The sequence below is a fragment of the Ramlibacter sp. G4-7 genome, assembly GCF_057784995.1.
In genome coordinates, this window is sequence record NZ_JBYNTT010000027.1 from 17,298 (window position 1) to 40,411 (window position 23,114).

Annotated in this window: 23 protein-coding genes and 1 pseudogene; 11 read left to right on the plus strand and 13 right to left on the minus strand. The window is 69.4% G+C overall.

The genetic code is table 11. The features are described 5' to 3' along the window. Positions 1–2 precede the first annotated feature (2 nt). On the minus strand, positions 3–1,226 hold the full coding sequence (gspF, locus tag AC3EGR_RS24210; protein WP_488549093.1) for a type II secretion system inner membrane protein GspF: 1,224 nt from the start codon (positions 1,224–1,226) through the stop codon (positions 3–5). A gap of 115 nt (positions 1,227–1,341) precedes the next feature. On the opposite strand from gspF, the gene AC3EGR_RS24215 reads away from it, so the two are divergent. From AC3EGR_RS24215 to AC3EGR_RS24235, 5 genes are all read left to right on the plus strand, one after another. Continuing rightward, a complete protein-coding gene (locus AC3EGR_RS24215; protein WP_488549094.1) occupies positions 1,342–1,551 on the plus strand; it encodes a DUF3606 domain-containing protein in 210 nt (69 codons plus the stop codon). A gap of 7 nt (positions 1,552–1,558) precedes the next feature. Beyond that, the gene (locus AC3EGR_RS24220) at positions 1,559–2,062 is read left to right on the plus strand and encodes a hypothetical protein (protein WP_488549095.1); all 504 of its coding nucleotides are present in this window, start codon (positions 1,559–1,561) and stop codon (positions 2,060–2,062) included. A 19-nt stretch (positions 2,063–2,081) separates the two neighbouring features. Further along, positions 2,082–2,627: a GNAT family N-acetyltransferase gene (locus tag AC3EGR_RS24225; protein ID WP_488549096.1), complete on the plus strand. Its 546-nt coding sequence runs from the start codon at positions 2,082–2,084 to the stop codon at positions 2,625–2,627. Positions 2,628–2,707: 80 nt separating this feature from the next. Continuing rightward, positions 2,708–3,721, plus strand: coding sequence for an ABC transporter substrate-binding protein (locus AC3EGR_RS24230; protein ID WP_488549097.1), 1,014 nt, complete (start codon positions 2,708–2,710; stop codon positions 3,719–3,721). Positions 3,722–3,772: 51 nt separating this feature from the next. Then, positions 3,773–4,972, plus strand: a complete 1,200-nt coding sequence (locus AC3EGR_RS24235; RefSeq protein ID WP_488549098.1) for a multidrug effflux MFS transporter — start codon at positions 3,773–3,775, stop codon at positions 4,970–4,972. Here AC3EGR_RS24235 and AC3EGR_RS24240 read toward each other — a convergent pair. Beyond that, complete coding sequence (locus AC3EGR_RS24240; RefSeq protein WP_488549099.1) at positions 4,953–6,578, minus strand: AMP-binding protein; 1,626 nt, start codon at positions 6,576–6,578, stop codon at positions 4,953–4,955. The genes AC3EGR_RS24235 and AC3EGR_RS24240 overlap by 20 nt on opposite strands. Beyond that, positions 6,575–7,054, minus strand: coding sequence for a MarR family winged helix-turn-helix transcriptional regulator (locus AC3EGR_RS24245; RefSeq protein ID WP_488549100.1), 480 nt, complete (start codon positions 7,052–7,054; stop codon positions 6,575–6,577). Before AC3EGR_RS24245 ends, AC3EGR_RS24240 begins: the two co-directional genes overlap by 4 nt. 135 nt (positions 7,055–7,189) lie before the next feature. Between AC3EGR_RS24245 and AC3EGR_RS24250 the strand changes: the two genes are divergently transcribed. Together AC3EGR_RS24250 and AC3EGR_RS24255 are read left to right on the plus strand one after the other, a co-directional pair. Further along, positions 7,190–8,452, plus strand: coding sequence for a class I SAM-dependent methyltransferase (locus tag AC3EGR_RS24250; RefSeq protein ID WP_488549101.1), 1,263 nt, complete (start codon positions 7,190–7,192; stop codon positions 8,450–8,452). Between the two features lie 3 nt (positions 8,453–8,455). Then, the gene (locus AC3EGR_RS24255; RefSeq protein WP_488549102.1) at positions 8,456–8,779 is read left to right on the plus strand and encodes a DUF1840 domain-containing protein; all 324 of its coding nucleotides are present in this window, start codon (positions 8,456–8,458) and stop codon (positions 8,777–8,779) included. A 69-nt stretch (positions 8,780–8,848) separates the two neighbouring features. On the opposite strand, the gene AC3EGR_RS24260 is transcribed toward AC3EGR_RS24255, so the two are convergent. The 9 genes from AC3EGR_RS24260 to AC3EGR_RS24300 form a co-directional block, all read right to left on the minus strand. Next, on the minus strand, positions 8,849–9,862 hold the full coding sequence (locus AC3EGR_RS24260; RefSeq protein ID WP_488549103.1) for a Bug family tripartite tricarboxylate transporter substrate binding protein: 1,014 nt from the start codon (positions 9,860–9,862) through the stop codon (positions 8,849–8,851). 90 nt (positions 9,863–9,952) lie between these two features. Next, complete coding sequence (locus AC3EGR_RS24265; RefSeq protein ID WP_488549115.1) at positions 9,953–10,924, minus strand: tripartite tricarboxylate transporter substrate-binding protein; 972 nt, start codon at positions 10,922–10,924, stop codon at positions 9,953–9,955. 162 nt (positions 10,925–11,086) lie between these two features. Beyond that, positions 11,087–12,337, minus strand: coding sequence for a phenylacetate--CoA ligase family protein (locus AC3EGR_RS24270; RefSeq protein WP_488549104.1), 1,251 nt, complete (start codon positions 12,335–12,337; stop codon positions 11,087–11,089). Between the two features lie 15 nt (positions 12,338–12,352). Beyond that, positions 12,353–13,156, minus strand: coding sequence for an ABC transporter ATP-binding protein (locus AC3EGR_RS24275; RefSeq protein ID WP_488549105.1), 804 nt, complete (start codon positions 13,154–13,156; stop codon positions 12,353–12,355). 142 nt (positions 13,157–13,298) lie between these two features. Continuing rightward, positions 13,299–14,612 (minus strand): ABC transporter substrate-binding protein, encoded by a 1,314-nt coding sequence (locus AC3EGR_RS24280; RefSeq protein WP_488549106.1) that lies wholly within the window; start codon positions 14,610–14,612, stop codon positions 13,299–13,301. 21 nt (positions 14,613–14,633) lie between these two features. Beyond that, entirely contained in the window at positions 14,634–15,710 is a 1,077-nt protein-coding gene (locus AC3EGR_RS24285; RefSeq protein ID WP_488549107.1) for a branched-chain amino acid ABC transporter permease, read from the minus strand. A 12-nt stretch (positions 15,711–15,722) separates the two neighbouring features. Beyond that, on the minus strand, positions 15,723–16,652 hold the full coding sequence (locus AC3EGR_RS24290) for a branched-chain amino acid ABC transporter permease (protein WP_488549108.1): 930 nt from the start codon (positions 16,650–16,652) through the stop codon (positions 15,723–15,725). A gap of 1 nt (position 16,653) precedes the next feature. Continuing rightward, complete coding sequence (locus tag AC3EGR_RS24295; RefSeq protein WP_488549109.1) at positions 16,654–17,544, minus strand: ABC transporter ATP-binding protein; 891 nt, start codon at positions 17,542–17,544, stop codon at positions 16,654–16,656. A gap of 16 nt (positions 17,545–17,560) precedes the next feature. Then, entirely contained in the window at positions 17,561–19,495 is a 1,935-nt protein-coding gene (locus AC3EGR_RS24300) for an AMP-dependent synthetase/ligase (protein WP_488549110.1), read from the minus strand. Positions 19,496–19,610: 115 nt separating this feature from the next. Here AC3EGR_RS24300 and AC3EGR_RS24305 point away from each other — a divergent pair, with 115 nt between their 5' ends. The 4 genes from AC3EGR_RS24305 to AC3EGR_RS24320 all read left to right on the plus strand — a co-directional run bounded on the left by AC3EGR_RS24305 (position 19,611) and on the right by AC3EGR_RS24320 (position 22,823). Next, positions 19,611–20,336, plus strand: a complete 726-nt coding sequence (locus tag AC3EGR_RS24305) for a Crp/Fnr family transcriptional regulator (protein WP_488549111.1) — start codon at positions 19,611–19,613, stop codon at positions 20,334–20,336. Next, on the plus strand, positions 20,329–21,108 hold the full coding sequence (locus AC3EGR_RS24310) for a pseudouridine synthase (protein WP_488549112.1): 780 nt from the start codon (positions 20,329–20,331) through the stop codon (positions 21,106–21,108). The genes AC3EGR_RS24305 and AC3EGR_RS24310 overlap by 8 nt, the downstream gene beginning before the upstream one ends. A gap of 114 nt (positions 21,109–21,222) precedes the next feature. Next, complete coding sequence (gene pyp, locus AC3EGR_RS24315) at positions 21,223–21,609, plus strand: photoactive yellow protein (RefSeq protein ID WP_488549113.1); 387 nt, start codon at positions 21,223–21,225, stop codon at positions 21,607–21,609. Further along, positions 21,606–22,823: an AMP-binding enzyme gene (locus AC3EGR_RS24320; protein ID WP_488549114.1), complete on the plus strand. Its 1,218-nt coding sequence runs from the start codon at positions 21,606–21,608 to the stop codon at positions 22,821–22,823. Before pyp ends, AC3EGR_RS24320 begins: the two co-directional genes overlap by 4 nt. On the opposite strand, the pseudogene AC3EGR_RS24325 reads toward AC3EGR_RS24320, so the two are convergent. Then, positions 22,820–23,114: pseudogene (locus AC3EGR_RS24325) on the minus strand (hypothetical protein); the annotation flags it as partial. The gene AC3EGR_RS24320 and the pseudogene AC3EGR_RS24325 sit on opposite strands and share 4 nt — an antisense overlap.

Sequence of the window (23,114 nt, forward strand, 5' to 3'; positions counted from 1 at the left end):
GCCTATCGTACCCACTGGTTGAGCTGGATGATAGGCAGCAGCACCGCCAGCACGATCAGCATCACGACCAGGCCCATGCCCACGATCAGCAGAGGCTCCAGCAGGGTCGCCAGTTGCAGTGCGCGGCGCTGGACTTCGGCGGACAGCTGGTTCGCCGCCCGCTGCAGCATCACCGGCAGCTGCCCGGTCTGCTCGCCCAGGCGGGCGAACATGCCCAGCAGCCCGGGAAAGCGCTTCTTCTGCGCCAGCGCGGTGGCCAGCGGCGCGCCTTCGCGCACCAGCACCAGCGCGTCGAGCGCGTCCGCGCGCATGGCCCGGTTGCCCAGCGTCTCGGCCGCGGCCTGCAAGGCCTTGAGGATGGGCACGCCCGCACCTGCGAGCATGGCCAGCGTGCCGGCGAAGCGGGCCGCGTTGTAGCCGCGCGAGAGCCGGCCGACCAGGGGCAGGTTGAGCCAGCCCGCGTCGAAGCGCTGGCGAAAGGCGTCGTTGCGCAGCGAGATGCGCAGCGCCGCGAAGGCGGCGCCCACGGCCACCAGCATCAGCAGCCCCCAGCTGCGCACGAACGCACTCAAGGCGAGCATCACGACGGTCAGCACGGGCAGCGCGTGCTTGCTGCCGGCGAACACGTTGGCCACCTGCGGCACGACGTAGGTCATGAGCAGCAGCACGATCGCGATCGCGGCCACGGTGACGATGGCGGGATAGAGCGTCGCCGCCAGCAGCTTGGCGTTGAGCGCCTGGCGCTCCTCCAGGTCGTCGGCGAGGCGCTCCAGCACGGCCCCCAGGTGGCCGCTCTGCTCGCCGGCGCCCACGACCGCGACGTAGATCTCGGCGAACTCGCGCGGGAAGCGCGCCAGCGCCTTGGCGAACGAGGAGCCTGCATTGACCTCGGCGCGCAAGGTGGCGACCAGGTGGTGCTGTTGATCGTTGTCGGCCTCTTCGGCCAGTGCCGTCAGGGCGCGTTCCAGCGTCAGGCCGGACGCGACCAGGCCCGCGAGCTGGCGCGTCCAGATCGCCAGCCCTGTGTTGCTGAAGATCGCGCGTCGGAACAGCGCCTTCTGCGCCAGCCCGCCCGTGGTTTCCGTCGCGGCGACGGGCCGGACCTCCAGCGGGACCAGCGAGCGGTTGCGCAGCAGGCCGCGCGCCGCCTTGGCGGTGTCGGCCTCGATGACGCCTTTCTGGGTTCCCCCCTCCGCGTCCAGGGCCTCGAATGCATATGCCGGCATGGGCGGATCATAAGTGGCGCGGACCCAGCCCGGCGGTGCGCGTCTGCGGCGGCGGCCTACAAGTCCGCGCGCGCGGCTGCGCCAGCATGGTGCCCTTCACCAAGGGAGAACCGCCATGCCGAACCCGCCGGGCACCGAGCCGGACCGCATCGACCTGCAGGACCCGCAGGCCCTGGAGCGCTGGGCCAGGCAGCTCGATGCCACGCCGGAGCAGCTGCGCGAAGCCGTGCAGGCCGTGGGCGACCAGGCCGCGGACGTCGAGATGCACCTCAAGGGCAGCCGCAGCAGCAGCAACTCCGACAGGGTGCACGGGGTCGGCGACTGAGCCTGCGATGAAGATCGTCCTGATGGCCTTTGCCGTCGTGCAGGGCCTGATGGCGGCGCTGTTCGCGATTGCCGCCCTGGTGCTCATGGCGGCGGCGGGTCGGGTCGCCTGGGAAGCCGTCGCCGCCGGCCTCGACATGGGCGCGGCGCAGGAGGTGATCGACGCCATCGGCCTGCTGGCCGCCGCAGTGGTCGCCCTGCAGATCGCGCAGACGATCGCCGAGGAAGAAGTGATCCGCGAGGTGCACGTGAGCGCCCCGACGCGGGTGCGGCGCTTCCTCTCGCGCTTTCTCGTCGTGCTGGTGGTGGCGCTGGTGATCGAAGGGCTGGTGGCCACGATCAAGGCCTTGCACGAGGACATGGCGCAGCTGCTGCCCGCATCGCTGCTGGTGCTCTCGTCCGGCGCCCTGCTCGCCGGCTGGGGCGTGTTCATCCGCCTGAACCGCGCCGCCGAGGAACTGGAGCCCGAAGCCATGGAGCAGGCCAAGCAGGAGGACCGCAAGCTGGAGTGAGGACCGCTAGCATGGCTGCATGAGCGTGTACCTGCCCACGCCGCTGGCCGGCTGCTTCCTGCGACCCTGGCGCGCGACCGACAAGCCGCAGCTGGTGCGCCACGCCGACAACCGCAAGGTGTGGCGCAACATGACGCACGCCTTCCCGCATCCGTACACGCAGGAGGACGCGGACGTGTGGCTGGAGATCGCGGCCCGCCCGGGCGCGAGCATCCAGCTCGCGATCGAGTGGCAAGGGGCGGCCGTGGGCGGCATCGGTGCCATCGCCGGCGAGGGCATCCACGTGGCGACCGCGCTGTTCGGTTACTGGCTGGGCGAGGCCGTGTGGGGCCGCGGCATCGCCAGCGCCGCGGCCACGGCGCTGGCCGGGCGCATCGGCCGGGAACGCCTGTTCGCGCGCCTGGAGGCCCAGGTCTTCGCCTGGAACCCCGCATCCATGCGGGTGCTGGAGAAGGCCGGCTTCCTGCGCGAAGGGGTGCTGCGCTGCGCGGCGACGAAGGACGGCATGCTGATCGATACGGTCCTGTACGCGCGGGTTTTCCCGGAGGCCGGACACCGGCGCTGACGCAGCTTTTCGCGCGCCGGAAAACTGTCTTGCGTGCGGCCGCTTGCCGCCCCCGCCGCGGCACGAACACACTCTCGCGCATGAACCAGCCCTCCCTGCAACGCCGCGGCTTCCTGGCCGCAGCCGCCGGCGCCGCCCTGGCCGGCTGCGCGCACACGCCGCTCGAACCGCAGCCGATTTCCGTCATCAGCTTCGGCGGCGGCTTCAACCTGCCGCTGTGGGCGGCGCGCGACCGCGGCTTCTTCGCCCGGCAAGGGCTGGCGCCGACGCTGCAGGTCACGCCGGATTCGCGCAACGTGTTCAGCGGGCTCATGGAAGGCCGCTACCACGTGGCCATCACCGCCTTCGACAACATCGTGGCCTACCAGGAAGGCCAGGGCGAGGTGAAATTCGATCCGCCCAGCGACTTCTTCGCGTTCATGGGCTCGGACGATGGATTCCTGAGCCTGGTCGCCGTGCCCGAAGTGCAGAGCATCGCGGCGCTCAAGGGCCGCACGATCTCCGTCGACGCGATGAGCAACGGCTTCTCCTTCGTGCTGCGCGAGATGCTGGCGCGCGGTGGCGTGGCCGAGTCGGACGTGAAGTGGGCCCGCGCCGGCGGCACCGACCGGCGCTTCGCCGCGCTGATGGAGCGCCAGCACGACGCGACGATCCTGCGCGCGCCTTTCGACCTGCAGGCGCGCAACCGCGGTTTCCGCCAGCTCGCGACCGCGCGCGAGGCGATCGGTCCCTACCTCGGCATCGTCGGCGCCGCGCGCCGCAGCTGGGCGCAGCAGCACCCGGCGCAAGTCGTCGGCTTCGTCCGCGCCTACCGGGATGCGGTGGCCTGGCTGAAGGACCCGGCGAACCGCGGTGAAGCGCAGGCCCTGTTGCAGGCGAACGTGCCCGGCATGCCGGCGCAGGTGGCCGAGCAGTCCTGCGCCCTCATGCTGGACCCGGCCGGCGGCTTCTTCTCCGACGTGGGCCTGGACCCGCGTGGCGTGCAGGCCGTGCTGGACCTGCGCGGCAAGCTGGCGGAGCCGCCGCGGCGGCTGCCCGATCCCGACAAGTACGTGGACCGCCGCTACTGGCGCGAGGCGCTGGGACGTTCCTAGGGCAGCAGCACGCGCCAGCCTGCCGCACTGAGCTCCGCGACAATCGCGCGGATGTTCCGTTCCTTCTTCGGCCTGGCGCTCGTGCTGGGCCTGATCTCCGCCGTCGGCCCCTTCGCCATCGACATGTACCTGCCGGCGCTGCCGCGCATCGGCCAGGCGCTGGGCGGCTCTCCGGGCGCGGTGCAGGCCTCGCTGATCGTCTTCTTCCTCGCGCTCGGCGCCGGCCAGGTCGTGTACGGCCCGGTGTCGGACATGGTGGGCCGCAAGAAACCCCTGTACTTCGGGCTGGTGCTGTTCGGCATCGGCAGCGTGGGTTGCGCGCTGGCGCCCGACATAGGCACGCTCATCGGCTGGCGCTTCCTGCAAGGGCTGGGTGCCTGCGCAGGCATGGTGGTGCCGCGCGCCGTGGTGCGCGACCTGCACACGGGCACGGAGGCCGCGCGGCTGATGTCGCTGCTGATGCTGGTGTTCAGCGTCTCGCCCATCCTGGCGCCGCTGACCGGCAGCCTGCTGATCGACGCCTTCGGCTGGCGCGCCGTGTTCTGGGCGGTGGCGGGCACGGCGGTGTTCTCGCTGGTGCTGCTCGCCACCAGCCTGGCGGAAACGCGGCCGCCCGAGGACCGCGTGGGCAGCAACTTCCGCAGCGCCGTGCAGGGCTACGGCATCCTGCTGGCGGACCGGCACTTCCTGGGGCTGTCTCTCATCGGCGGCTTCGGCGTCGCGAGCTTCTTCGCCTACTTGGCGAATTCCTCCTTCGTGCTGATCGACCACTACGGGCTGACGCCCCGGCAGTACAGCATCGCCTTCGCGGCGAACGCCGCCTCCTTCATCGGCGTGTCGCAGCTCACGGCGCGCCTGGGGCAGCGCTTCGGCCTGGCCGCCATGGTGAAGGTGGCGGCCACCGCCTATGCGCTGGTGATGCTGCTCGCGCTGCTGCTGCAGCTGGCCGGCGTCGACAGCCTGGCGGTGATGCTGGGGCTGCTGTTCGTCGGTTACGGCGCGCTCGGGCTGGTGGTGCCGGCCAGCATGGTGCTGTCCATGGAGGCGCATGGCGCCATCGCGGGCACCGCCTCGGCGCTGGGCGGCACGCTGCATTTCGTCTGCGGCATCCTGGTGATGGGACTGCTCACGCCCTTCGCCAACGGGGCGCCGCTGCCCATGCTCATCGGCATCGCCGGCAGTGCCGCGCTCACCTGCGCCTTGACCTGGGGGACCTTGCGCGGTCCCGCCCTCACATCTGCCGCAGCCTGAAGCGCTGCAGCTTGCCGGTTTCGGTGCGCGGCAGGCTGGGAACGAAGGCGATCTCGCGCGGGTACTTGTAGGGCGCGATCGTCGCCTTGACGTGCTGCTGCAGCGCCTTGACCAGCGCCTCGTCGCCCTGGTGGCCCGGGCGCAGCACGCAGAAAGCCTTGACGATCATGCCGCGCTCCTCGTCGGGCTGGCCGATCACGCCGCACTCGGCCACGGCCGGGTGTTTCAGCAGCGCGTCCTCGACCTCGGGGCCGCCGACGTTGTAGCCCGCCGTGATGATCATGTCGTCCGCCCGGGCCTGGTAGACGAAGTAGCCGTCCTCGTCCTGCACGAAGGCGTCGCCGGGATAGTTCCAGCCGTCCTTCACGTAGTTGGCCTGGCGCGCGTCGGCCAGGTATTTGCAGCCGGTGGGACCGACCACGGCCAGCTTGCCGACCGTGCCGCGCGGCACCTCGCGGCCTTCGTCGTCCACCACGCGGGCGGTGTAGCCCGGGACCACCTTGCCGATCGCCCCGCGCCGCACGTCCTCGCCGGCGGCGGAGATGAAGATGTGGAACATCTCGGTGGCGCCGATGCCGTCCACCATCTCGAGGCCGGTCGCATCCTTCCACAGCTGCCGGGTCGCATCCGGCAGGCCCTCGCCGGCACTGACGCTCACCCGCAGCTTGCCCACGCCGCCGGCGCGCGCGAACGGCGCCGCCTGGCGGTAGAAGGTGGGTGCCGTGTAGCAGATGGTGGCGCCGACTTCACGGATGACGTTCACCAGCGACTCCGGGGTGTACGGGCCTTCCGGGAAGTACACCGAGGCGCCGGCCCACATCGGGAACACGAGCAGGCCGCCCAGCCCGAAGGTGAAGGCCAGCGGGGGCGTGCCGACGACGATGTCTTGCGGCGTCGCACGCAGCACGTGGCGCGGCCAGGCCTCGCACGCGGCCAGCACGTCGCGGTGCGTGTGCACCGCGGCCTTGGGCTGCCCGGTCGTGCCGGAGGTGAAGGCGAGCAGGGCGATGTCGTCGGCAGCGGTCGGGCAAGCGGCGAATCCCGCCGCCTTGGCGCCGGCGCGCGCCTCCAGCGAGGCCGGATCGGCCGGTGCGTGGAAGGGAAGGACCGTCTTGAGCACCGGGCGCTGCGCACGCGCGAGCTCCAGTTCGTCCAGCAGCCGCGCGTCGCACAGCGCCAGCGTCGGCTGCGCCTTGTCGATGATGTCGCCCAGCTCGCGCGCGCGCAGCAGCGGCATGGTCGCCACCGCGATGCCGCCGGCCTTGATGACGGCCAGCCAGGCCAGCGCCATGACGACGGAGTTGCCGCCGCGCAGCAGCACGCGGTTGCCCGGCACCAGCCCCAGGTCTTCCACCAGCAGGCGGCAGCAGCGGTCGACCTGCTCGCGCGCCTGCGCATAGGTGAGCGTGCCTTCGCGGGAGCGCAGCATCGGCCGGTCGCCCCAGCCCTTTTCGCCGGCGCGGTCCAGGAGCTCCGTCACCAGGTTCACTTGCGGCGGCAGTTGCAGCTCGGGCAGGTCGTAGCGCAACTGCGGCCACTGCTCCGGGGGCGGCAGCCGGTCATGCACATAACGGTCCGGCTGGGCGGATGCGGCCGTGGCCTTCATGCGGGAGCCTCCTGGCCGGACTGCGTGGCGTGCTCCTTCACCTTCCCCAGCAGCTTGTGCAAGGTGGCGATCTCCCGGTCCGACAGGCCGGAAAAGGCATCGACGATCCAGGCCTCGTGCTGTTGTGCCATGTCGTTGAACTGCTTGCGGCCCTTGGGGGTGAGCCGCACGCGGTAGGCGCGCCGGTCTCCCTGCACGTCGATGCGCTCCACCAGCCCTTCGGATACGAGCTGGTCGGTGATGCCGGTGACGTTGCCCCCGGTGACCATCATGCGGCGTGACAGCTCGTTCATCTTCAGGCCCTCGGGGGCGCGCTCGAGTTGCGCCATCAGGTCGAACCGCGGCAGGGTGGTCTCGAAGCGCTCCCGCAGCTGGGTGCGCACCTGCTTTTCGACCAGCTGGGTGCAGGTCAGGAGGCGCAGCCACAGCCGCAAGGCTTCGGGATGCTCGCCGTGGGCGCGCGCTTCGATGTCCATGGGATCCTTTGCTTGGGTCTAAATAGTTTAGACATGAACAAATGGGCACGCAACCGGTGGACCCCGCGAAGAAAGCGCTACCGTCCTACAGCCCTTCGGTTGACGGGGCTTCTTGCGGCTGGCAAGAATCGGCGCATGGAACCCCTCCTCAGGAAGCTCGGATCCCAGCTGGCGGCGCTGCCTGTCCCGGCGGCTCTGGAGCTGCCGGGAGGAAGGCTGCTGGGAGCCGCCGATGCCGCGCTGCGGCTGGCCTTCAAGGACTGGTCCGGGCTCGCCACGCTGGCCGCCGGGCAGATCGGCAAGGTGGGCGAAGACTTCGTCGAGGAGCGCGTGCGCATCGAAGGGTCCATGCGCGACCTGATGCGGGCGGCCGCCGCCATGTTGCCGGGCACGCCGGTGGCGAGCGACACCAGCTGGTGGACGCAGGTGCTGCGCCGGGCCAAATCGATCGCCTCGCACACGCCGCAAAAGGATTCGGAGCAGATCCGCTTCCACTACGACGTCTCGGACGACTTCTACGCGCTGTGGCTGGACCCGCGCCGCGTCTACTCCTGCGCCTACTACCGCGAGGCCGGTCTGTCGGTGGCGCAGGCCCAGGAGGCCAAGCTGGACCACATCTGCCGCAAGCTGATGCTGCGGTCGGGCGAGCGCTTCCTGGACATAGGCGCCGGCTGGGGCGGGCTGCTGTTGTGGGCGGCGGAGAACTACGGCGTGAACGCCACCGGCATCACCCTGTCGCACAACCAGCACGCGTACGTGAACCGGCTGATCGAGCGCAAGGGCCTGCAGTCGCGGGTGAAGATGCTGCTGCTCGACTACCGCGAGCTGCCGGAGGACACGCCCTTCGACAAGATCGCCTCCGTGGGCATGTTCGAGCACGTCGGCCAGGCCAACATGCCGGCCTACTTCACCAAGATCCACCGGCTGCTGGTGCCCGGCGGACTGGTGCTGAACCACGGCATCACCGCAGGCAGCTTGGAGCCGGCGCAGCTGGGTGCGGGCATGGGAGATTTCATCGGCAAGTACATCTTCCCCGGCGGCGAACTGCTGCACCCCAGCCTGGTGCTGCGCGACCTGGCCGTCGGCGGCCTGGAGATGGTGGACACCGAGAACCTGCGGCCGCATTACGCGCGCACGCTGTGGGCGTGGTCGGATGCGCTGGAGTCGCGGCTGGACGAAGCCCGCGAGGTGCTGCGCAAGACCCATGGCGAGGCCGGCTCCGGCCGCCTGCTGCGCGCCTACCGGCTCTATCTCGCAGGCGCCGCGATGACCTTCGAGCAGGGCTGGATCGCGCTGCACCAGATCCTGGCGACGCGGCCCGACGGCAACGTGCACACGGGCACGCTGCCGGGCGCGCAGTCGGCCTATCCTTTCAACCGTGATTACATGTATCGCTGAGCCATGCTCTACAAATTCAAGTCGAAGGCGGCCGGTGACCTGATCATGCTCGAGCCCAATGGCCGGCGCGTGCTGGACATCATCGGCAAGGACGCGGGCCCCAAGGGCATCATCCTGCCGGAGGACATGCCGGGCGCGATCGCCAAGCTGGACGACGCGATCGCCCGGGAAGAGGCCGAGCACCAGGCCGCCGTCGACGAAGCGAAGGCCAAGGGCCAGGTGCCGCCGAAGTTCGACGCGGTGTCCCTGCGGCAGCGCGCGGTGCCTTTCATCGACATGCTCAAGCGCTGCTCGCAGGCCGGAAAAGAGATCGTCTGGGGGGTGTGAGCGAACAAGCGGCCTGACGGCCGCTTTGCTCGTGAGGCGCTGGGTTCCCGCCTGCGCGGGAAGGACGGCTCAGTCGACCTTCGCGCCGGACGCCTTCACCACCGGTCCCCACTTCTTCAGCTCCCGGTCGATCAGCTGCGCGAACTGCGCGGGCGTGTTGCCGCTGGGCATCGCGCCTTGCGCCAGCAGCCGCTCCTTCATCGCCGGCGTGGCCAGGGCCTTCGCGGTTTCCTGCTGCACGCGGTTGACGATGTCCATCGGCGTGCCCGCGGGCGCGAGCAGGCCGAACCAGGAGCTGGCCTCGAAGCCCTTGAGCGAAGGGCCGCCGGCTTCTTCGACCGTGGGCACGTCGCGCAGCGCCTGCGAGCGGCTGGAACTCGTCACGGCGAGCGCCTTGAGCTTGCCGGACTTGATGTGCGACATCGCCGAAGGCAGGTTGTCGAACATGACGTCCATGTCCCCGGACATGAGGCTCAGGAGGGCGGGGTTGGAGCCCTGGAAGGGGAAGTGCGTCAGGAAGACGCCCGTCATGGTCTTGAACAGCTCGCCCGCCAGGTGGATCGAGGTGCCGTTGCCGCTGGAGGCCATGTTCAGCTTGCCCGGGTTGGCCTTGGCGTACTTGATGAAGTCCTGCACGGAGTTGATGTGGCGCTCGCGCGCCTTCTCCGTGTTGACCACCATCACGTTGGGCACGCCGGCCACCAGCGTGATCGGCTGGAAGTCCTTCTGCGGGTCGAAGGGCATCTTGGCGTACAGCCACTTGTTGATCGACTGCGTGCCGACCGTTCCCATCAGCAGCGTGTAGCCGTCCGGCGCCGCCTTGGCGACGATGTCCGCGCCGATGTTGCCGCCGGCGCCCGGCTTGTTGTCGACCACGAAGGACTGCCCCAAGGATTTGGTCAGCTCCTGCGCCACCGCGCGCGCCAGGATGTCCGTGGTGCCGCCGGCGGCGAAGGGCACGACCAGGCGCACGGGCTTGGCCGGCCAGGCGCCCTGCGCGAACGCGGCCAGCGGCGCGAACGGGGTGCAGGCCAGGAGGGTGGCGGACGCCAGCAGGCGACGGCGGGATGCGAAGCGGTTCACGAGGCGTCTCCAACGAAGTTCTTGCGGGCCATGATGCCAAAAAAAAGCCGCCCGGGCGGGCGGCTTGCTGTCGCGCGCGGACCGCGGACCTTATTCCACGTAGACGTTGGCGGCCTTGATCAGCGGGCTCCACTTGTTGATCTCGGACTGCACGAACTTCTTGTGGTCGGCCGGGTTCACGCGGTTGTCGTGCACCACGACGGCACCCAGGCCTTCTTCCCGCTTGACGAACTCGGGGTCCTTGAGCGCGACCTTCAGCGCGTCGTTGAGCTTCTTGAGCACCGGGGCGGGCGTGCCCTTGGGCGCGTACAGGCCGTGGAAGATGGACACGTTGAAGTCCTTCACGCCCAGCTCCTGCATGGTGGGCACGTCCTTCAGGGCCGGCGTCGTCAGGCGCTTGGGCGTGCTGACGGCGAACACCTTGACCTTCTTTCCTTCGATGGCGGAGGTGGTGTTGGTGGTCTGGTCGCACATCAGGTCGATCTGGCCGCCCATCAGGTCGGTCATCGCCGGCGCGGTGCCCTTGTAGGGCACGGCGGTCATGTCCACGCCCATCGCGTGCTGGAACAGCATGCCGCACAGGTGCGAGGCGGAGCCGACGCCGGCGTTGCCCAGGTTGATCTTGCCCTTGTTGGCCTGGATCCAGGCGGTGAGCTCCTTCCAGTTGTTGGCGGGCAGGCCGGGCTTGCCGATGATGGTCATCGGCACGTCGTTGATCAGGCCCAGGTACTCGAAGTCGCTTTCCACCTTGAACGGGATGTTGCGCACCAGGGTGGGCATGGTGGCCATGCCGATGTGGTGGACCATCAGGGTGTAGCCGTCCGGCTGCGCCTTGGCGACCTTGTTGGCGCCGATGGAGCCGCCCGCGCCGGCGGCGTTGTCCACGATGATCGTGGCGCCGTTGAGCGGCTTGCGCAGCGCTTCGGCCAGGTCACGCGCGACCTTGTCGGTCGGGCCGCCGGCCGCGAACGGCACGACGATGGTGATCGGCTTGGTGGGGAAGTCCTGCGCCAGGGCGGACACGGAGGCCGCGGCGAGCGCCAGCGGGAGCAGGGATTTCAGCAACTTCGTCATGGGGGTCTCCAAGGGTCAAACCGGACGATCATACGGACCCGCGCGGGATCGTGCAGCCCGGCCGTGGCGCACGGCTGCCCACGATCAACGGATGAGGGAGCCTCGCACGGTGGACCTCGGCGGCGGGTCGGGCGCCGCCAGCGACCAGCTTTACTTGTAGCTGCGCGCGTCCTCGATCACCTTGCCGTCGTTGGGAAGCGTGCCCGGCGCGACCACTTCCACCGCCGCCCGCAGCTTGGTGACGTCCCGCACGGCTTCGCCGATGCGCGCGTCCAGCCCCTGGGAGGGCGCGGAGCTTTCGACCCTGAAGGTCATCACGTCGTTGGCCATTTCGCCGCTGACCACCAGCCGTGCCCGCACCACTTCCGGAAAGCGGCGCGCGATGTCCGCCACCTGGCCCGGGTGCACGAACATGCCGCGGATCTTGGTGGTCTGGTCGGCGCGTCCGAGCCAGCCGCGGATGCGCATGTTGGTGCGTCCCGTGGGGTCCGCGCCGGGCAGCACCGCGGACAGGTCGCCGGTGCCGAAACGGATCAAGGGGTAGGCGGGATTGAAGGTGGTGACCACCACCTCGCCCACCTCGCCGGGCGCCACGGGGTCGCCGGTGCCCGGGCGCACGATCTCCACCAGCACGCCTTCGTCGACCACCATGCCCTCGCGCGCGCGCGTCTCGTAGGCGATCAGGCCCAGGTCCGCCGTCGCGTAGCTCTGGAAGACCTGCAGCCCGCGATCGCCGAACCAGTCGCGCAGGCTGGGCGGCAGGGCCTCGCCGCCCACGAGACCCTTGCGCAGGCTGGACACGTCGACGCCCGTCTCGGCGGCTTTCTCCAGCAGGATGCGCAGGAAGCTGGGCGTGCCGGTGTAGGCATTCGGGCGCAGGGCCGCGATCGCTTCGAGCTGTTGCTCGGTCTGTCCCACGCCGGCCGGGAAGATCGAGCAGCCGATGGCGTGCGCTGCCGATTCGAAGATGAAGGCCCCCGGGGTCATGTGGTAGCTGAAGGCGTTGTGCACCAGGTCGCCGGCGCGGAATCCGGCCGCGAACAGCGAGCGGCCGCAGCGCCAGTAGTCGCGCGTGCCGCCGTCCGGCTCGAAGATGGGGCCGGGCGAGGCGAACACGTGCGGCATGGACGGGCCGCGCACGAGGGCGGAGAAGCCGCCGAAGGGGTCCTCGGCGCGGCGCGCCTTCTGGCGCTCCAGCAGCTCGCCCTTGCGCGTCACGGGCAGCCTGGCCAGCGCCTCGCGCGAGGTGACGTGTGCCGCGTCGATGCCGGCAAGGATCTCGCCGAAGGCGGAGGTGTTGCGCTGCGCGTGGTGCACCTGCCCGGGCAGCGCCGCCAGCAGCTGCGCCTCGCGCTGCAGCGGGGTGCGCGTCTCCAGCGCGTCGTAGAACTCCTGGTCCATCTCTCCCTGTCCCTCCTAGGCCAGCCAGCGCTTGCGGCGCTTGTAGCTCTTGACGTCGCGGAAGCTCTTGCGCTGGCCGGTGCCGACGCCCAGGTAGAACTCCTTGACGTCCTCGTTGGTGGCGAGGTCGGCGGCCGGCCCGTCCATGACGATGCGGCCGCTCTCCATGATGTAGCCGTAGCCCGCGTACTTGAGGGCCATGTTCGTGTTCTGCTCCGCCAGCAGGAAAGTGACCTTCTCCCGCGTGTTGAGGTCCTTCACGATCTCGAAGACCTCCTCCACGATCTGCGGCGCGAGGCCCATCGAGGGCTCGTCCAGCAGCACCAGGCTGGGGCTTGCCATCAGGGCGCGGCCGATGGCGCACATCTGCTGCTCGCCACCGGAGGTGTAGGCCGCCTGCGACTCGCGCCGCTGCTTCAGGCGCGGGAAGTAGGCATAGACCTTTTCCAGGTTGGCTGCGACCTCGACCTTGCTGCGGCGCGTGTAGGCCCCCGTCAGCAGGTTCTCCTCGATCGTGAGGTGGGCGAAGCAGTGCCGGCCCTCCATCACCTGCACCACGCCGCGCTGCACCAGGTCGGCCGGCGTGAGGTTCTCGATGCGCTCGCCGCGCAGCTCGATGGAGCCCTTTGTGACCTCGCCGCGCTCGCCCTTGAGCAGGTTGGACACGGCCCGCAGCGTGGTCGTCTTGCCGGCCCCATTGCCCCCGAGCAGCGCCACGATGCCGCCTTGCGGTACCTGCAGCGACACGCCCTTGAGCACGAGGATCACGTGGTTGTAGATGACCTCGATGCCGTTGACGTTCAAGACGATGTTGCTCATGGCGCTCCGGTGTGGACCAATCGAAAGGCCGCGGCCTTTCGATTGGCGGCTCCCTTGGAGCCGCGTCCCCTCCCGGCTGGCGGGAGGGGCAGGGGACGGTGCTGTCGGTGGCCGCGTGCGGCGGCGGACTGACTGCCGGTCCTCAGGACTGGCAGTCGGACGCCGGCCGCCGCTCCAGCTTCTTGTCCGCCAGGTACTTGTCCGCACCCGCCTTCACCATCGGCTTGATGATCTGTTCATCGGCCTGGTACCAGTCGCTGGAGAACTTCCACTGCTTGCCGTCCCAGGTGTGGATGCGCGCCCAGGTGGAGCCCATGTGGTCCGTGCAGGACGTGCTGATCGGGCGCAGCACGCCGCCGAAGCCCATCGCGTCCAGCTTCTTCTGGTCCAGCGACAGGTTCTCCAGGCCCCAGCGCACCTGGTCGGGCGTCATGACCTTGCCCTTGCCGAAGCGTTCCTGCGCGCGGCGCACGGCCTCCACGCCCAGCATCTGGATGATCACCCCGCGGGTGTACAGCACGGAGCCGACCTCGTCGCGCGGGCCGGTGCCCTGCCCCTTGTCGTGGACGTTCTTCAGGATGTCCTGGATCACCTTGGGCTGCTGGCCGGAGGTGTTGAGCGCCAGCGCGTTGTAGCCCTTGGCGCCTTCGCCCACGTCCTTCACGTCGGGTTCCGCGCCCGACCACCACACGCCGTACATCTTCTCGCGCGGGTAGCCCGTGGCCTGCGCTTCCTTCAGCGCGGTGGAGTTCATCACGCCCCAGCCCCACAGCAGCACGTAGTCGGGACGCTGCTGGCGCACCTGCAGCCAGGCCGACTTCTGCTCGACGCCGGGCGCCGTGACGGGGATCAGCTCCAGGTTGAAGCCGTGCATCTTCGCGCGCTCCTGCAGCAGCGGGATCGGCTCCTTGCCGAAGGGCGAGTCGTGGTAGACCAGCGCGATCTTCTTGCCCTTGAGCTTGTCCCAGCCGCCATTGGTCTTGGCCAGGTGCTGCAGGATGATGTCCGCGCCCGTCCAGTAGCTGCCCATGATCGGGAAGTTCCACTTGAAGGCGGTGCCGTCCTGCGCCACCGACAGGCCGTAGCCCAGGGTGATGAGCGGGATCTTGTCGGTGGCGACCTTCTCGGTCAGCGCGAAGGTGATGCCGGTGGCCTGCGGGTCGAACAGCGTGACGCCCGGGCGGGACTTCAGACGCTCGTAGCACTCCACGCCCTTGTCGGTGGCGTAGCCGGTCTCGCATTCCTCGAACGTGAGCTTCACGCCGTTGATCCCGCCGTCCCGGGCGTTGATCATCTTCAGGTAGTCCTGCTTGCCGTTGGCCCAGGGCGTGCCGTTGGGTGCGTACGGGCCGGTGCGGTAGGACAGCAGCGGGAAGAACTGCTCCTTCGCCTGCGCGAAGGCTCCCGCCGCGGCTGCGCCCAGCAGCGCGGCGACCAGAACGGAACGTAACTTCATTGCATGTCTCCTTGTGATGAATCAGTGCGGGAACGGCCACAGGCGCAGCTTCTGCTTGCCCGTGGCCCAGAGGCGGGCGAGCCCATGCGGCTCGACCACCAGGAACCAGACGATCAGGGCGCCGAAGATCATGAGCTGCGCGTGCTCGATGCCGGCGGTGCCTATGGTCGCGCCCACCAGCGAGGCGGCCGCCGGCAGGTAGTTGGCGAGGAAGATCGGCAGCACCACGATGAAGGCCGCGCCGAAGAAGGCGCCGGTGATGGAGCCGAGGCCGCCGATGATCACCATGAACAGCAGGCGGAAGGACTGTTCGACCGAGAAGGCGGCCGGCTCCCAGGCGCCGAGGTAGATGAAGGCCCACAGCGCGCCGGCCATGCCGACGATGAAGGAGCTGACGGCGAAGGCGGTGAGCTTCGCGTACATGGGGCGGATGCCGATCACCGCGGCGGCCACGTCCATGTCGCGGATCGCCATCCACTCGCGGCCGATCGCGCTGCGCACCAGGTTCTTCGCCAGCAGCGCCGTGAGCACGAGGAACGTGAGGCAGAACCAGTAGCGGGCCGCATCGCTGTCCAGCGGCAGGCCGAACACCTGCAGGTTGTTCACGGAGACCGAGCCCGAGGACGAGTCGTTGGTCAACCACTTCACGCGCAGGAACATCCAGTCGGCGAAGAACTGCGCGGCGAGCGTCGCGACCGCGAGGTACAGGCCCTTCACGCGCAGGCTGGGCAGGCCGAAGAGGATGCCGAACAGCATCGCGCACACGCCTCCCAGCAGCACCGCGGGGATCAGCGGCATGTCCGGGATGCGCACGAAGAAGTTGTAGGCCCCGTAGGCGCCGACGGCCATGAAGGCACCCGACCCGAGCGAAATCTGGCCGCAGTAGCCCACCAGGATGTTCACCCCCAGCGCAGCGAGCGCCATGATCAGGAAGGGAATCAGCACGGCCGGGAACAGGTAGGGGCTGGCGAGCAGCGGCACCGCACCGTAGGCCAGCAGGATGAGCGCCACGATCGCCCAGCGGTCCTGCAGGATCGGGAAGATCTGCTGGTCGGCGCGGTAGCTGGTCTTGAACTGGCCGTTTTCGCGGTAAAGCATGCGTCGTCCCCTCTACACGCGGTCGATGATCTTCTCGCCGAACAGCCCCTGCGGCCGCACGAGCAGGAAGCCGAGCGCCAGCACGTAGGCGAACCAGATCTCGATGCCGCCGCCCACCAGCGGCCCGATGTAGACCTCCGAGAGCTTCTCGCCGACGCCGATGATCAGGCCGCCGACGATGGCGCCGGGCACCGAGGTGAGGCCGCCGAGGATCACCACCGGCAGCGCGCGCAAGGCGATCGTCGCCAGCGAGAACTGCACGCCCAGCTTGCTGCCCCAGATCATTCCGGCGACCAGGGCGACGACGCCCGCGACGCACCACACGATCACCCAGATGCGGGCGAGCGGGATGCCGATGGACTGCGCGGCCTGGTGGTCGTCGGCGACGGCGCGCAGCGCGCGGCCGGTGGAGGTCTTCTGGAAGAACACGCTCAGCAGCAGGACCAGCGCGGCGGAGATGAGCGCCGCGATCAGGTCTTCCTGGTTCACCAGGATGCCCCCTTCGAACACCTTCTCGAAGGCGATCACCGGGTCCTTGGGCATGCCGATGTCGATCTTGTAGATGCTGTTGCCGAACAGCGCCTGCCCCAGCCCTTCGAGGAAGTAGGTGATGCCCAGGGTGGCCATCAGCAGGGTCGCGCCCTCCTGGTTGACGAGGCGGCGCAGCACCAGCGCCTCGATGATCCAGGCCACCACGAACATGATCGCGCCGGCGATCACGAAGGCCACGACGTTGGCGAACACGCGGCTCTGGATGCCGGTCCACGCCGGGATCCACTCCGCGAAGCGCGCCATGGCCAGCGCCGCGAACAGCACCATGGCGCCTTGCGCGAAGTTGAAGACGCCCGAAGCCTTGAAGATCAGCACGAAGCCGAGCGCCACCAGCGAATAGAGCATGCCGGCCATGAGGCCGCCCAGGAGGGTTTCGAGGAAGAAGCCCATGTCAGTGCGCCGTTCCGAGGTAGGCCCTGACCACGTCCGGGTTGCCGCGGACTTCCTCCGGCGGGCCGTCGCCGATCTTCTTGCCGTAGTCCAGCACGACGACGCGGTCGGAGATGTCCATCACCACGCCCATGTCGTGCTCGATCAGGACCACGGTGGTGCCGAACTCGTCGTTCACGTCCAGGATGAAGCGGCACATGTCCTGCTTCTCCTCCAGGTTCATGCCGGCCATGGGCTCGTCCAGCAGCAGCACCTGCGGCTCCATCGCCAGCGCCCGGCCCAGGTCCACGCGCTTTTGCAGGCCGTACGGCAACTGCCCCACGGGCACCTTGCGGTAGGCCTGGATCTCCAGGAAGTCGATGATCTTCTCGACCTCCTCGCGGTGGCGCATCTCCTCGCGCTCGGCCGGGCCGATGCGCAGGGCCTGCAGCAGCAGGTTGCTGCGGATGCGCAGGTTGCGGCCGGTCATGATGTTGTCCAGGACGCTCATGCCCTTGAACAGCGCCAGGTTCTGGAAGGTGCGCGCGATGCCCATCTCCGCGACCTGCCGGCTCTTCATGTGATGGAAGCGCTTGCCGCGGAAGGTGATGGTGCCCTGCTGCGGCTGGTACACGCCGTTGATGCAGTTGAGCATGGAGCTCTTGCCGGCACCGTTGGGGCCGATGATGGCCCGCACCTCGTGTTCGCGCACGTCGAAGGAGATGTCGGTGAGCGCCTTGACGCCGCCGAAGGCCAGCGAGATGTTGCGCACGTCGAGGATGACCTCGCCGAGCCGCCGTCCCGCTGCCGCCGCCGGGCTGTTGGCTGCAATCTCCGGCCGTGCCGGGAGGGCGACATCGGCATCGCCGGCGAGCGTGGAGAACGGGGTGGCCAGGATGGGGGCGGTGCTCATGACATGGGTCCTGTCCTCAGGCCGCGGCCTTCAGGGGCGGGAAGGTGCGTGCGTCCCGGATCTTCAGCGTGGCGTTGACGGTGCCGGTGCGACCGTCCTCGAACTTGACCTGCGTCTGGATGTACTGCTCGTCCTTGCCGGCGTAGAGTGCGTCGACGAGCTCCTGGTACTTCTCGGCGATGAAGCCGCGGCGGACCTTGTTGGTGCGCGTCAGCTCGCCATCGTCGGCATCGAGTTCCTTGTGCAGCACCAGGAAGCGGCGCACCTGGCTGCCGGCGAGCTTCTCGTCGCCGGCCAGGTCGGCATTGACCTTCTCGATGCACTCCTGGATCAGCTGGTAGACCTCGGGCTTCTGTGCCAGGTCGGTGTAGCCGGCGTACGGCAGGTTGTGCCGCTCGGCCCAGTTGCCCACCGCCTCGAAGTCGATGTTGACCAGGGCGCAGACCTTGTCGCGCCGGTCACCCACGGCCACGGCTTCCTTGATGTGCGGGAAGAACTTGAGCTTGTTCTCGATGTACTTGGGCGCGAAGAGCGAACCGTCGGCGAGGCGGCCGACGTCCTTGGCGCGGTCGATGATCTTCAGGTGCCCTTGCGCGTCGAGGAAGCCGGCGTCGCCCGTGTGGTACCAGCCGTCGGCGGTCTTCACTTCCGCGGTGGCCTGCGGGTTCTTGTAGTACTCCTTGAGCAGGCCGGGCGAGCGCACGAGGATCTCGCCGGAGTCGGCCAGGCGGATCTCCACGTCCCGGCACGGGATGCCCACGGTGTCGGCGCGCACCTGGTGGTCCGGCTGCATGCAGACGAACACCGCCGTCTCGGTGCTGCCATAGAGCTGCTTGAGGTTGATGCCGATGGCGCGGTAGAAGGTGAACAGGTCCGGCCCGATCGCCTCGCCGGCCGTGTAGGCCACCCGCACGCGCGACATGCCCAGGTTGTTGCGCAAGGGCCCGTAGACGAGCACGTTGCCGATCGCGTACTTGACGCGGTCGAGGAAGCCGACGGACTGGCCGTCACGCAGCGCCGGCCCGACGCGCCTGGCCACGTCCATGAAGCGCTGGAACATGGCGCGCTTGATCGCGCCGGCGTCTTCCATGCGGATCATCACGCTGGTAAGCAGGCCTTCGAAGATGCGCGGCGGCGCGAAGTAGTAGGTCGGGCCGATCTCCTTGAGGTCGATCATCACCGTGCCGGACGACTCCGGGCAGTTCACCACGAAGCCGCAGGCCAGCCACTGCGCGTAGCTGAAGATGTTCTGGCCGACCCAGGCGGGCGGCAGGTAGGCCAGCACCTCCTCGCGCTCGGTCAGCCGGTCGAACTCGGCGCCGGCGCGCGCGCGGTCCAGCAGCGTGCGGTGCGTGTGGACGACGCCCTTGGGCTGGCCGGTGGTCCCGGAGGTGAAGAACATCGCCGCGACGTCGTCGGGCTGGCCTCTTTCGACTTCGGCGCGCACCAGCGCGGGGTTCTGCTGCGCGACCTGCGCGCCTTCGAGCAGCAGCGCGTCCAGGGATGCGAGCCCCGGCTCGCTGTAGTTGCGCAGCCCGCGCGGGTCGTCGAACCAGATGCGCGTGAGCTGGGGACACTGCGCCCGCGCTTCCAGCAGCTTGTCGACCTGTTCCTGGTCCTCGGCGACGGCGAAGCGGACCTCGGCGTTGTTGATCGGGTAGCTGCATTCGGCGCCGACCGCGTCCTGGTACAGCGGCACGGGAATCGCGCCCAGCGACTGCGCCGCCAGCATCGTCGCGTAGAGGCGCGGGCGGTTGGCGCCGATCACGACCAGGTGCTCGCCGCGCGCGAGGCCCGCCTGGTGCAGGCCGCAGGCGAGGTGTTCCACCATGCGTGCAAGGCCGGCCCACGAGAGGGCCTGCCAGATGCCGTACTCCTTCTCCCGCATCGCCGGGGCTTCCGGCCGCTGCGCTGCGTGCTGCGCGAGCAGCCGCGGGAAAGTGCTGTCCATGCGTTGTCCTTGCATGCGTATGGCGGCCCAATGTAGGCAGTGGTTTGACGTCGATCTGTCTTCGCGACGACATTCCTAGGGATAATCCTCGGAGGGACTACCCCTAGACCAAGCCATGCCTGCCGAACTGACCCTGCACCAGCGCCGCCGCGAGCCGACGGCGCAGGAGCTCGCCGGCATCCCCTGGCTCGCCCTGCTCGGGCCGGCGGAACGCGCCCGCGCCGCGGCGGACATCAAGGTGGGCGATGCCCTCCCGGGCGACTACGTGTGCCGCGTCGGCCGGCCGGTCACCTACTGGTTCGGGGTGGTCGAAGGCCTGCTCAAGATGAGCAACGAGAATGCCCAGGGCCAGACCATCACCTTCAGCGGGCTGCCACCGGGCGGCTGGTTCGGCGAAGGCACGGTGCTCAAGCGCGAGATCTACCGCTACAACATCCAGGCGCTGCGCCGCAGCGTGGTCGCAGGCCTGCCGGCCGACACCTTCCACTGGCTGCTGGACCACTCCATCGGCTTCAACCGTTTCGTGATGAACCAGCTCAATGAACGCCTGGGCCAGTTCATCGCCGCGCGCGAGATCGACCGCATGAGCAATCCGGACCTGCGCGTGGCCCGTTCGCTGGCGGCGCTGTTCAACCCCGTGCTTTTTCCGGGCGTCGGGGAGGTGCTGCGCATCACGCAGCAGGAGCTCGCCTACCTCGTGGGCCTGTCGCGGCAGCGCGTGAACGAGGCCCTGGCCTCGCTGCAGGAGCAAGGCATGATCCGGGTCGAATACGGAGGCTTGCGCATCCTCGACCTGCCCGCGCTGCGTTCCACCCCTTTCCCCAGCCCCACCCATGCCTGATTTCCCGGCCGCACCCAGCGCCACCACCCGCCTGAACAAACGCATGGCCGAACTCGGGCTGTGTTCGCGCCGCGAAGCGGACGACTGGATCGCCCACGGCTGGGTGAAGGTGGACGGCGCGGTGGCGCCCATGGGGCTGCAGGTCGGGCCGCAGGCGCGCATCGAGATCGATCCGCGCGCGCGCGGCCAGCAACGGGAGCAGGTCACCATCCTGCTGCACAAGCCGATCGGCTATGTGAGCGGCCAGGCGGAGGACGGCTACGAGCCCGCGGTGGTGCTGGTGCAGGGCCGCAACCGCTGGAAGGCCGACATGGCGCCGCAGCGCTTCGCGCCGACGCAGCTGAAGGGACTGGCGCCCGCGGGCCGGCTGGACATCGACTCCACCGGGCTGCTGGTGCTGACGCAGGACGGGCGCGTGGCGCGCCAGTTGATCGGCGAGGACTCCCTGGTGGAAAAGGAGTACCTGGTGCGCGTGAGCTTCGGCCAGGTGACCAGCGACGTGCAGTCCGCCTTTCCGCCGGCGCAACTCGCGCGGCTGCGCCACGGCCTGAGCCTGGACGGCCAGCCGCTCAAACCCGCCAAGGTGGACTGGCAGAACCCCGAGCAACTGCGCTTCGTGCTCACCGAAGGCAAGAAGCGGCAGCTGCGCCGCATGTGCGAGCTGGTGGGCCTGAAGGTGGTGGGCCTCAAGCGCGTGCGCATCGGGCGCGTGACGCTCGGGCACCTGCCCGTGGGGCAATGGCGCTACCTCGCGCCGCATGAGCGGTTCTAGGCAAACGCGTCCTTCATCCACTGAACGGCAGGCTGCCACGGATGGACGGTCCCGCGGATCGCGGACCGGGTTCATAGACTTCCTATCTTGTACTACTACAAAGAAGGAAGCGGCATGTCCGGCATGAACGTCGTGGGTTTCGGCAAGGACGACATCGAGAACGTCCTGTCCAAGATGAGCGCGCAGGAGGTCGACCAGCTCGCCTTCGGGGCCGTGCAGATCGATGCGAAGGGCACGATCCTGCAGTACAACGCCGCCGAGGCGAGCATCACCGGCCGCGTGAAGAAGGACGTGATCGGCCGCAACTTCTTCCGCGACGTCGCACCCTGCACCAACGCGCCGAAGTTCAAGGGCGTGTTCGACGCCGGCGTGCGCAACGGCAACCTGAACACCATGTTCGAGTACGTGTTCGACCACAACATGGCCGCCACGAAGGTGAAGATCCACATGAAGAAGGCGATCGGCGACGACAGCTTCTGGATCTTCGTCAAGCGCCTGTGACCGCCTGGTGGCAGCCGCGGCCGGTGCTGCGGCGCTTCGTCACCGACCTCGTGGCCGGAGAGCTCGCGCAGCTGCGGCGCAGCGCCTTGCCGCGCCCGCTGCCGTGGCCGTGGCCGGACGCACTGCGGCTTGACGCCGACCTGGGCGTCGATTCGCTGGAACTGCTGTCGCTCGCCACGGCGCTGGCGCAAGCGCTGCACCTGCACGAGTCCGGCATCGAGGATGCGCTGCTGGCTCGGCGCTCGCTCGGCGAATGGGTGGACGTGGCCGAAGCGGGCCTGGCGCGCTTCGACGAGCGCCTGACCTTCTGCACCTCCGGAAGCAGCGGCGCGCCGAAGCCGTGCCCGCACCCGCTGGCGACGCTGGCGCAGGAGACGCGGCACCTGGCCACGCTGTTTCCCGCGCGCCGGCGGCTGCTGTGCGCCGTCCCGAGCCACCACATCTACGGCTTCCTGTTCTCCGTGCTGTTGCCGCGCGACCTGGGCCTGGACGCCGGAGCCGTCGTCGACCTGCGTGGCAGCACGCCCGCCTGGCTGGCGCGATCGGCGCAGCCGGGGGACCTGGTCGTCGCCCATCCGGAATACTGGGCGGCGGTTGCGCGCTGCGTGCCGGCGTGGCCGCGGGATGTGCTCGGCGTGACGTCGACCGCTCCTTGCCCCGCACAGGTGGCCGACGCCGTGCGTGCCGCCGGCCTGGCGGCGCTCGTGCAGGTGTACGGCGCGTCGGAGACCGCGGGCATCGCCGCGCGCCGCTGGCACGACGCGCCGTACGAGCTGTTTCCGTACTGGCGCTTCGATCCGGCTGATCCGCGCCGGCTGCTGCGCACCCTGCCCGCGGGCGGCGAGCAGCCGTTCGTGCCGCAGGACGCCCTGGTGCGGGCCGGCGACCGCAGCTTCCAAGTCGGCCCGCGCCACGACGAGGCGGTGCAGGTGGGCGGCATCAACGTCTTTCCCGCGCGCGTGCGCGAGGTGCTGCGCCGCCATCCCGGCGTGCAGGACGCGGCCGTGCGCCTGATGCGACCCGAGGAAGGCACGCGCCTGAAGGCTTTCGTCGTGCCGAGCGCGCAGGCGCCCGCCGACCTGCCGGCGCACCTGCACGACTGGCTCGCGCAGCAACTGAGCGCGCCGGAGCTCCCGAAGGCGATCCGCGTCGGCCCGGCGCTGCCCATTGGCGCCACCGGCAAGCCAGCGGACTGGAGCCTGGCGGCCGACTAGCCGGCCGGCGCGGCCAGGAGCAGGTCGCCGAGCGCGTGCACCGCGGCGGCCGCCTGCGCGTCGCCCTGCATCTGGTCCTGCACCGCGTCGACCATCAGGGGGAAGCCGGGATCGTTCATGAGGCCGCTGCCGAACGCACGCGCGAGTTCCACCTCGAGGACGACGCGCACGGCCTTGCGGCGCCGGTCGGGGTCGGTGCGGTCGATGGCCTGCAGCCGCTGCGCCATCGCGGCCTGCGCCGGCCCCCTTCGCGCCGCGGAGCCGGCCGCCGGCGCGCCCGCGCGGTGCGGC

Coding starts and splice junctions, on each gene's coding strand:
- gspF (WP_488549093.1), bottom strand. CDS start 1,226: ATGCCGGCATATGCATTCGAGGCCCTGGACGCGGAGGGGGGAACCCAG.
- AC3EGR_RS24215 (WP_488549094.1), top strand. CDS start 1,342: ATGCCGAACCCGCCGGGCACCGAGCCGGACCGCATCGACCTGCAGGAC.
- AC3EGR_RS24220 (WP_488549095.1), top strand. CDS start 1,559: ATGAAGATCGTCCTGATGGCCTTTGCCGTCGTGCAGGGCCTGATGGCG.
- AC3EGR_RS24225 (WP_488549096.1), top strand. CDS start 2,082: ATGAGCGTGTACCTGCCCACGCCGCTGGCCGGCTGCTTCCTGCGACCC.
- AC3EGR_RS24230 (WP_488549097.1), top strand. CDS start 2,708: ATGAACCAGCCCTCCCTGCAACGCCGCGGCTTCCTGGCCGCAGCCGCC.
- AC3EGR_RS24235 (WP_488549098.1), top strand. CDS start 3,773: ATGTTCCGTTCCTTCTTCGGCCTGGCGCTCGTGCTGGGCCTGATCTCC.
- AC3EGR_RS24240 (WP_488549099.1), bottom strand. CDS start 6,578: ATGAAGGCCACGGCCGCATCCGCCCAGCCGGACCGTTATGTGCATGAC.
- AC3EGR_RS24245 (WP_488549100.1), bottom strand. CDS start 7,054: ATGGACATCGAAGCGCGCGCCCACGGCGAGCATCCCGAAGCCTTGCGG.
- AC3EGR_RS24250 (WP_488549101.1), top strand. CDS start 7,190: ATGGAACCCCTCCTCAGGAAGCTCGGATCCCAGCTGGCGGCGCTGCCT.
- AC3EGR_RS24255 (WP_488549102.1), top strand. CDS start 8,456: ATGCTCTACAAATTCAAGTCGAAGGCGGCCGGTGACCTGATCATGCTC.
- AC3EGR_RS24270 (WP_488549104.1), bottom strand. CDS start 12,337: ATGGACCAGGAGTTCTACGACGCGCTGGAGACGCGCACCCCGCTGCAG.
- AC3EGR_RS24275 (WP_488549105.1), bottom strand. CDS start 13,156: ATGAGCAACATCGTCTTGAACGTCAACGGCATCGAGGTCATCTACAAC.
- AC3EGR_RS24280 (WP_488549106.1), bottom strand. CDS start 14,612: ATGAAGTTACGTTCCGTTCTGGTCGCCGCGCTGCTGGGCGCAGCCGCG.
- AC3EGR_RS24285 (WP_488549107.1), bottom strand. CDS start 15,710: ATGCTTTACCGCGAAAACGGCCAGTTCAAGACCAGCTACCGCGCCGAC.
- AC3EGR_RS24290 (WP_488549108.1), bottom strand. CDS start 16,652: ATGGGCTTCTTCCTCGAAACCCTCCTGGGCGGCCTCATGGCCGGCATG.
- AC3EGR_RS24295 (WP_488549109.1), bottom strand. CDS start 17,544: ATGAGCACCGCCCCCATCCTGGCCACCCCGTTCTCCACGCTCGCCGGC.
- AC3EGR_RS24300 (WP_488549110.1), bottom strand. CDS start 19,495: ATGGACAGCACTTTCCCGCGGCTGCTCGCGCAGCACGCAGCGCAGCGG.
- AC3EGR_RS24305 (WP_488549111.1), top strand. CDS start 19,611: ATGCCTGCCGAACTGACCCTGCACCAGCGCCGCCGCGAGCCGACGGCG.
- AC3EGR_RS24310 (WP_488549112.1), top strand. CDS start 20,329: ATGCCTGATTTCCCGGCCGCACCCAGCGCCACCACCCGCCTGAACAAA.
- pyp (WP_488549113.1), top strand. CDS start 21,223: ATGTCCGGCATGAACGTCGTGGGTTTCGGCAAGGACGACATCGAGAAC.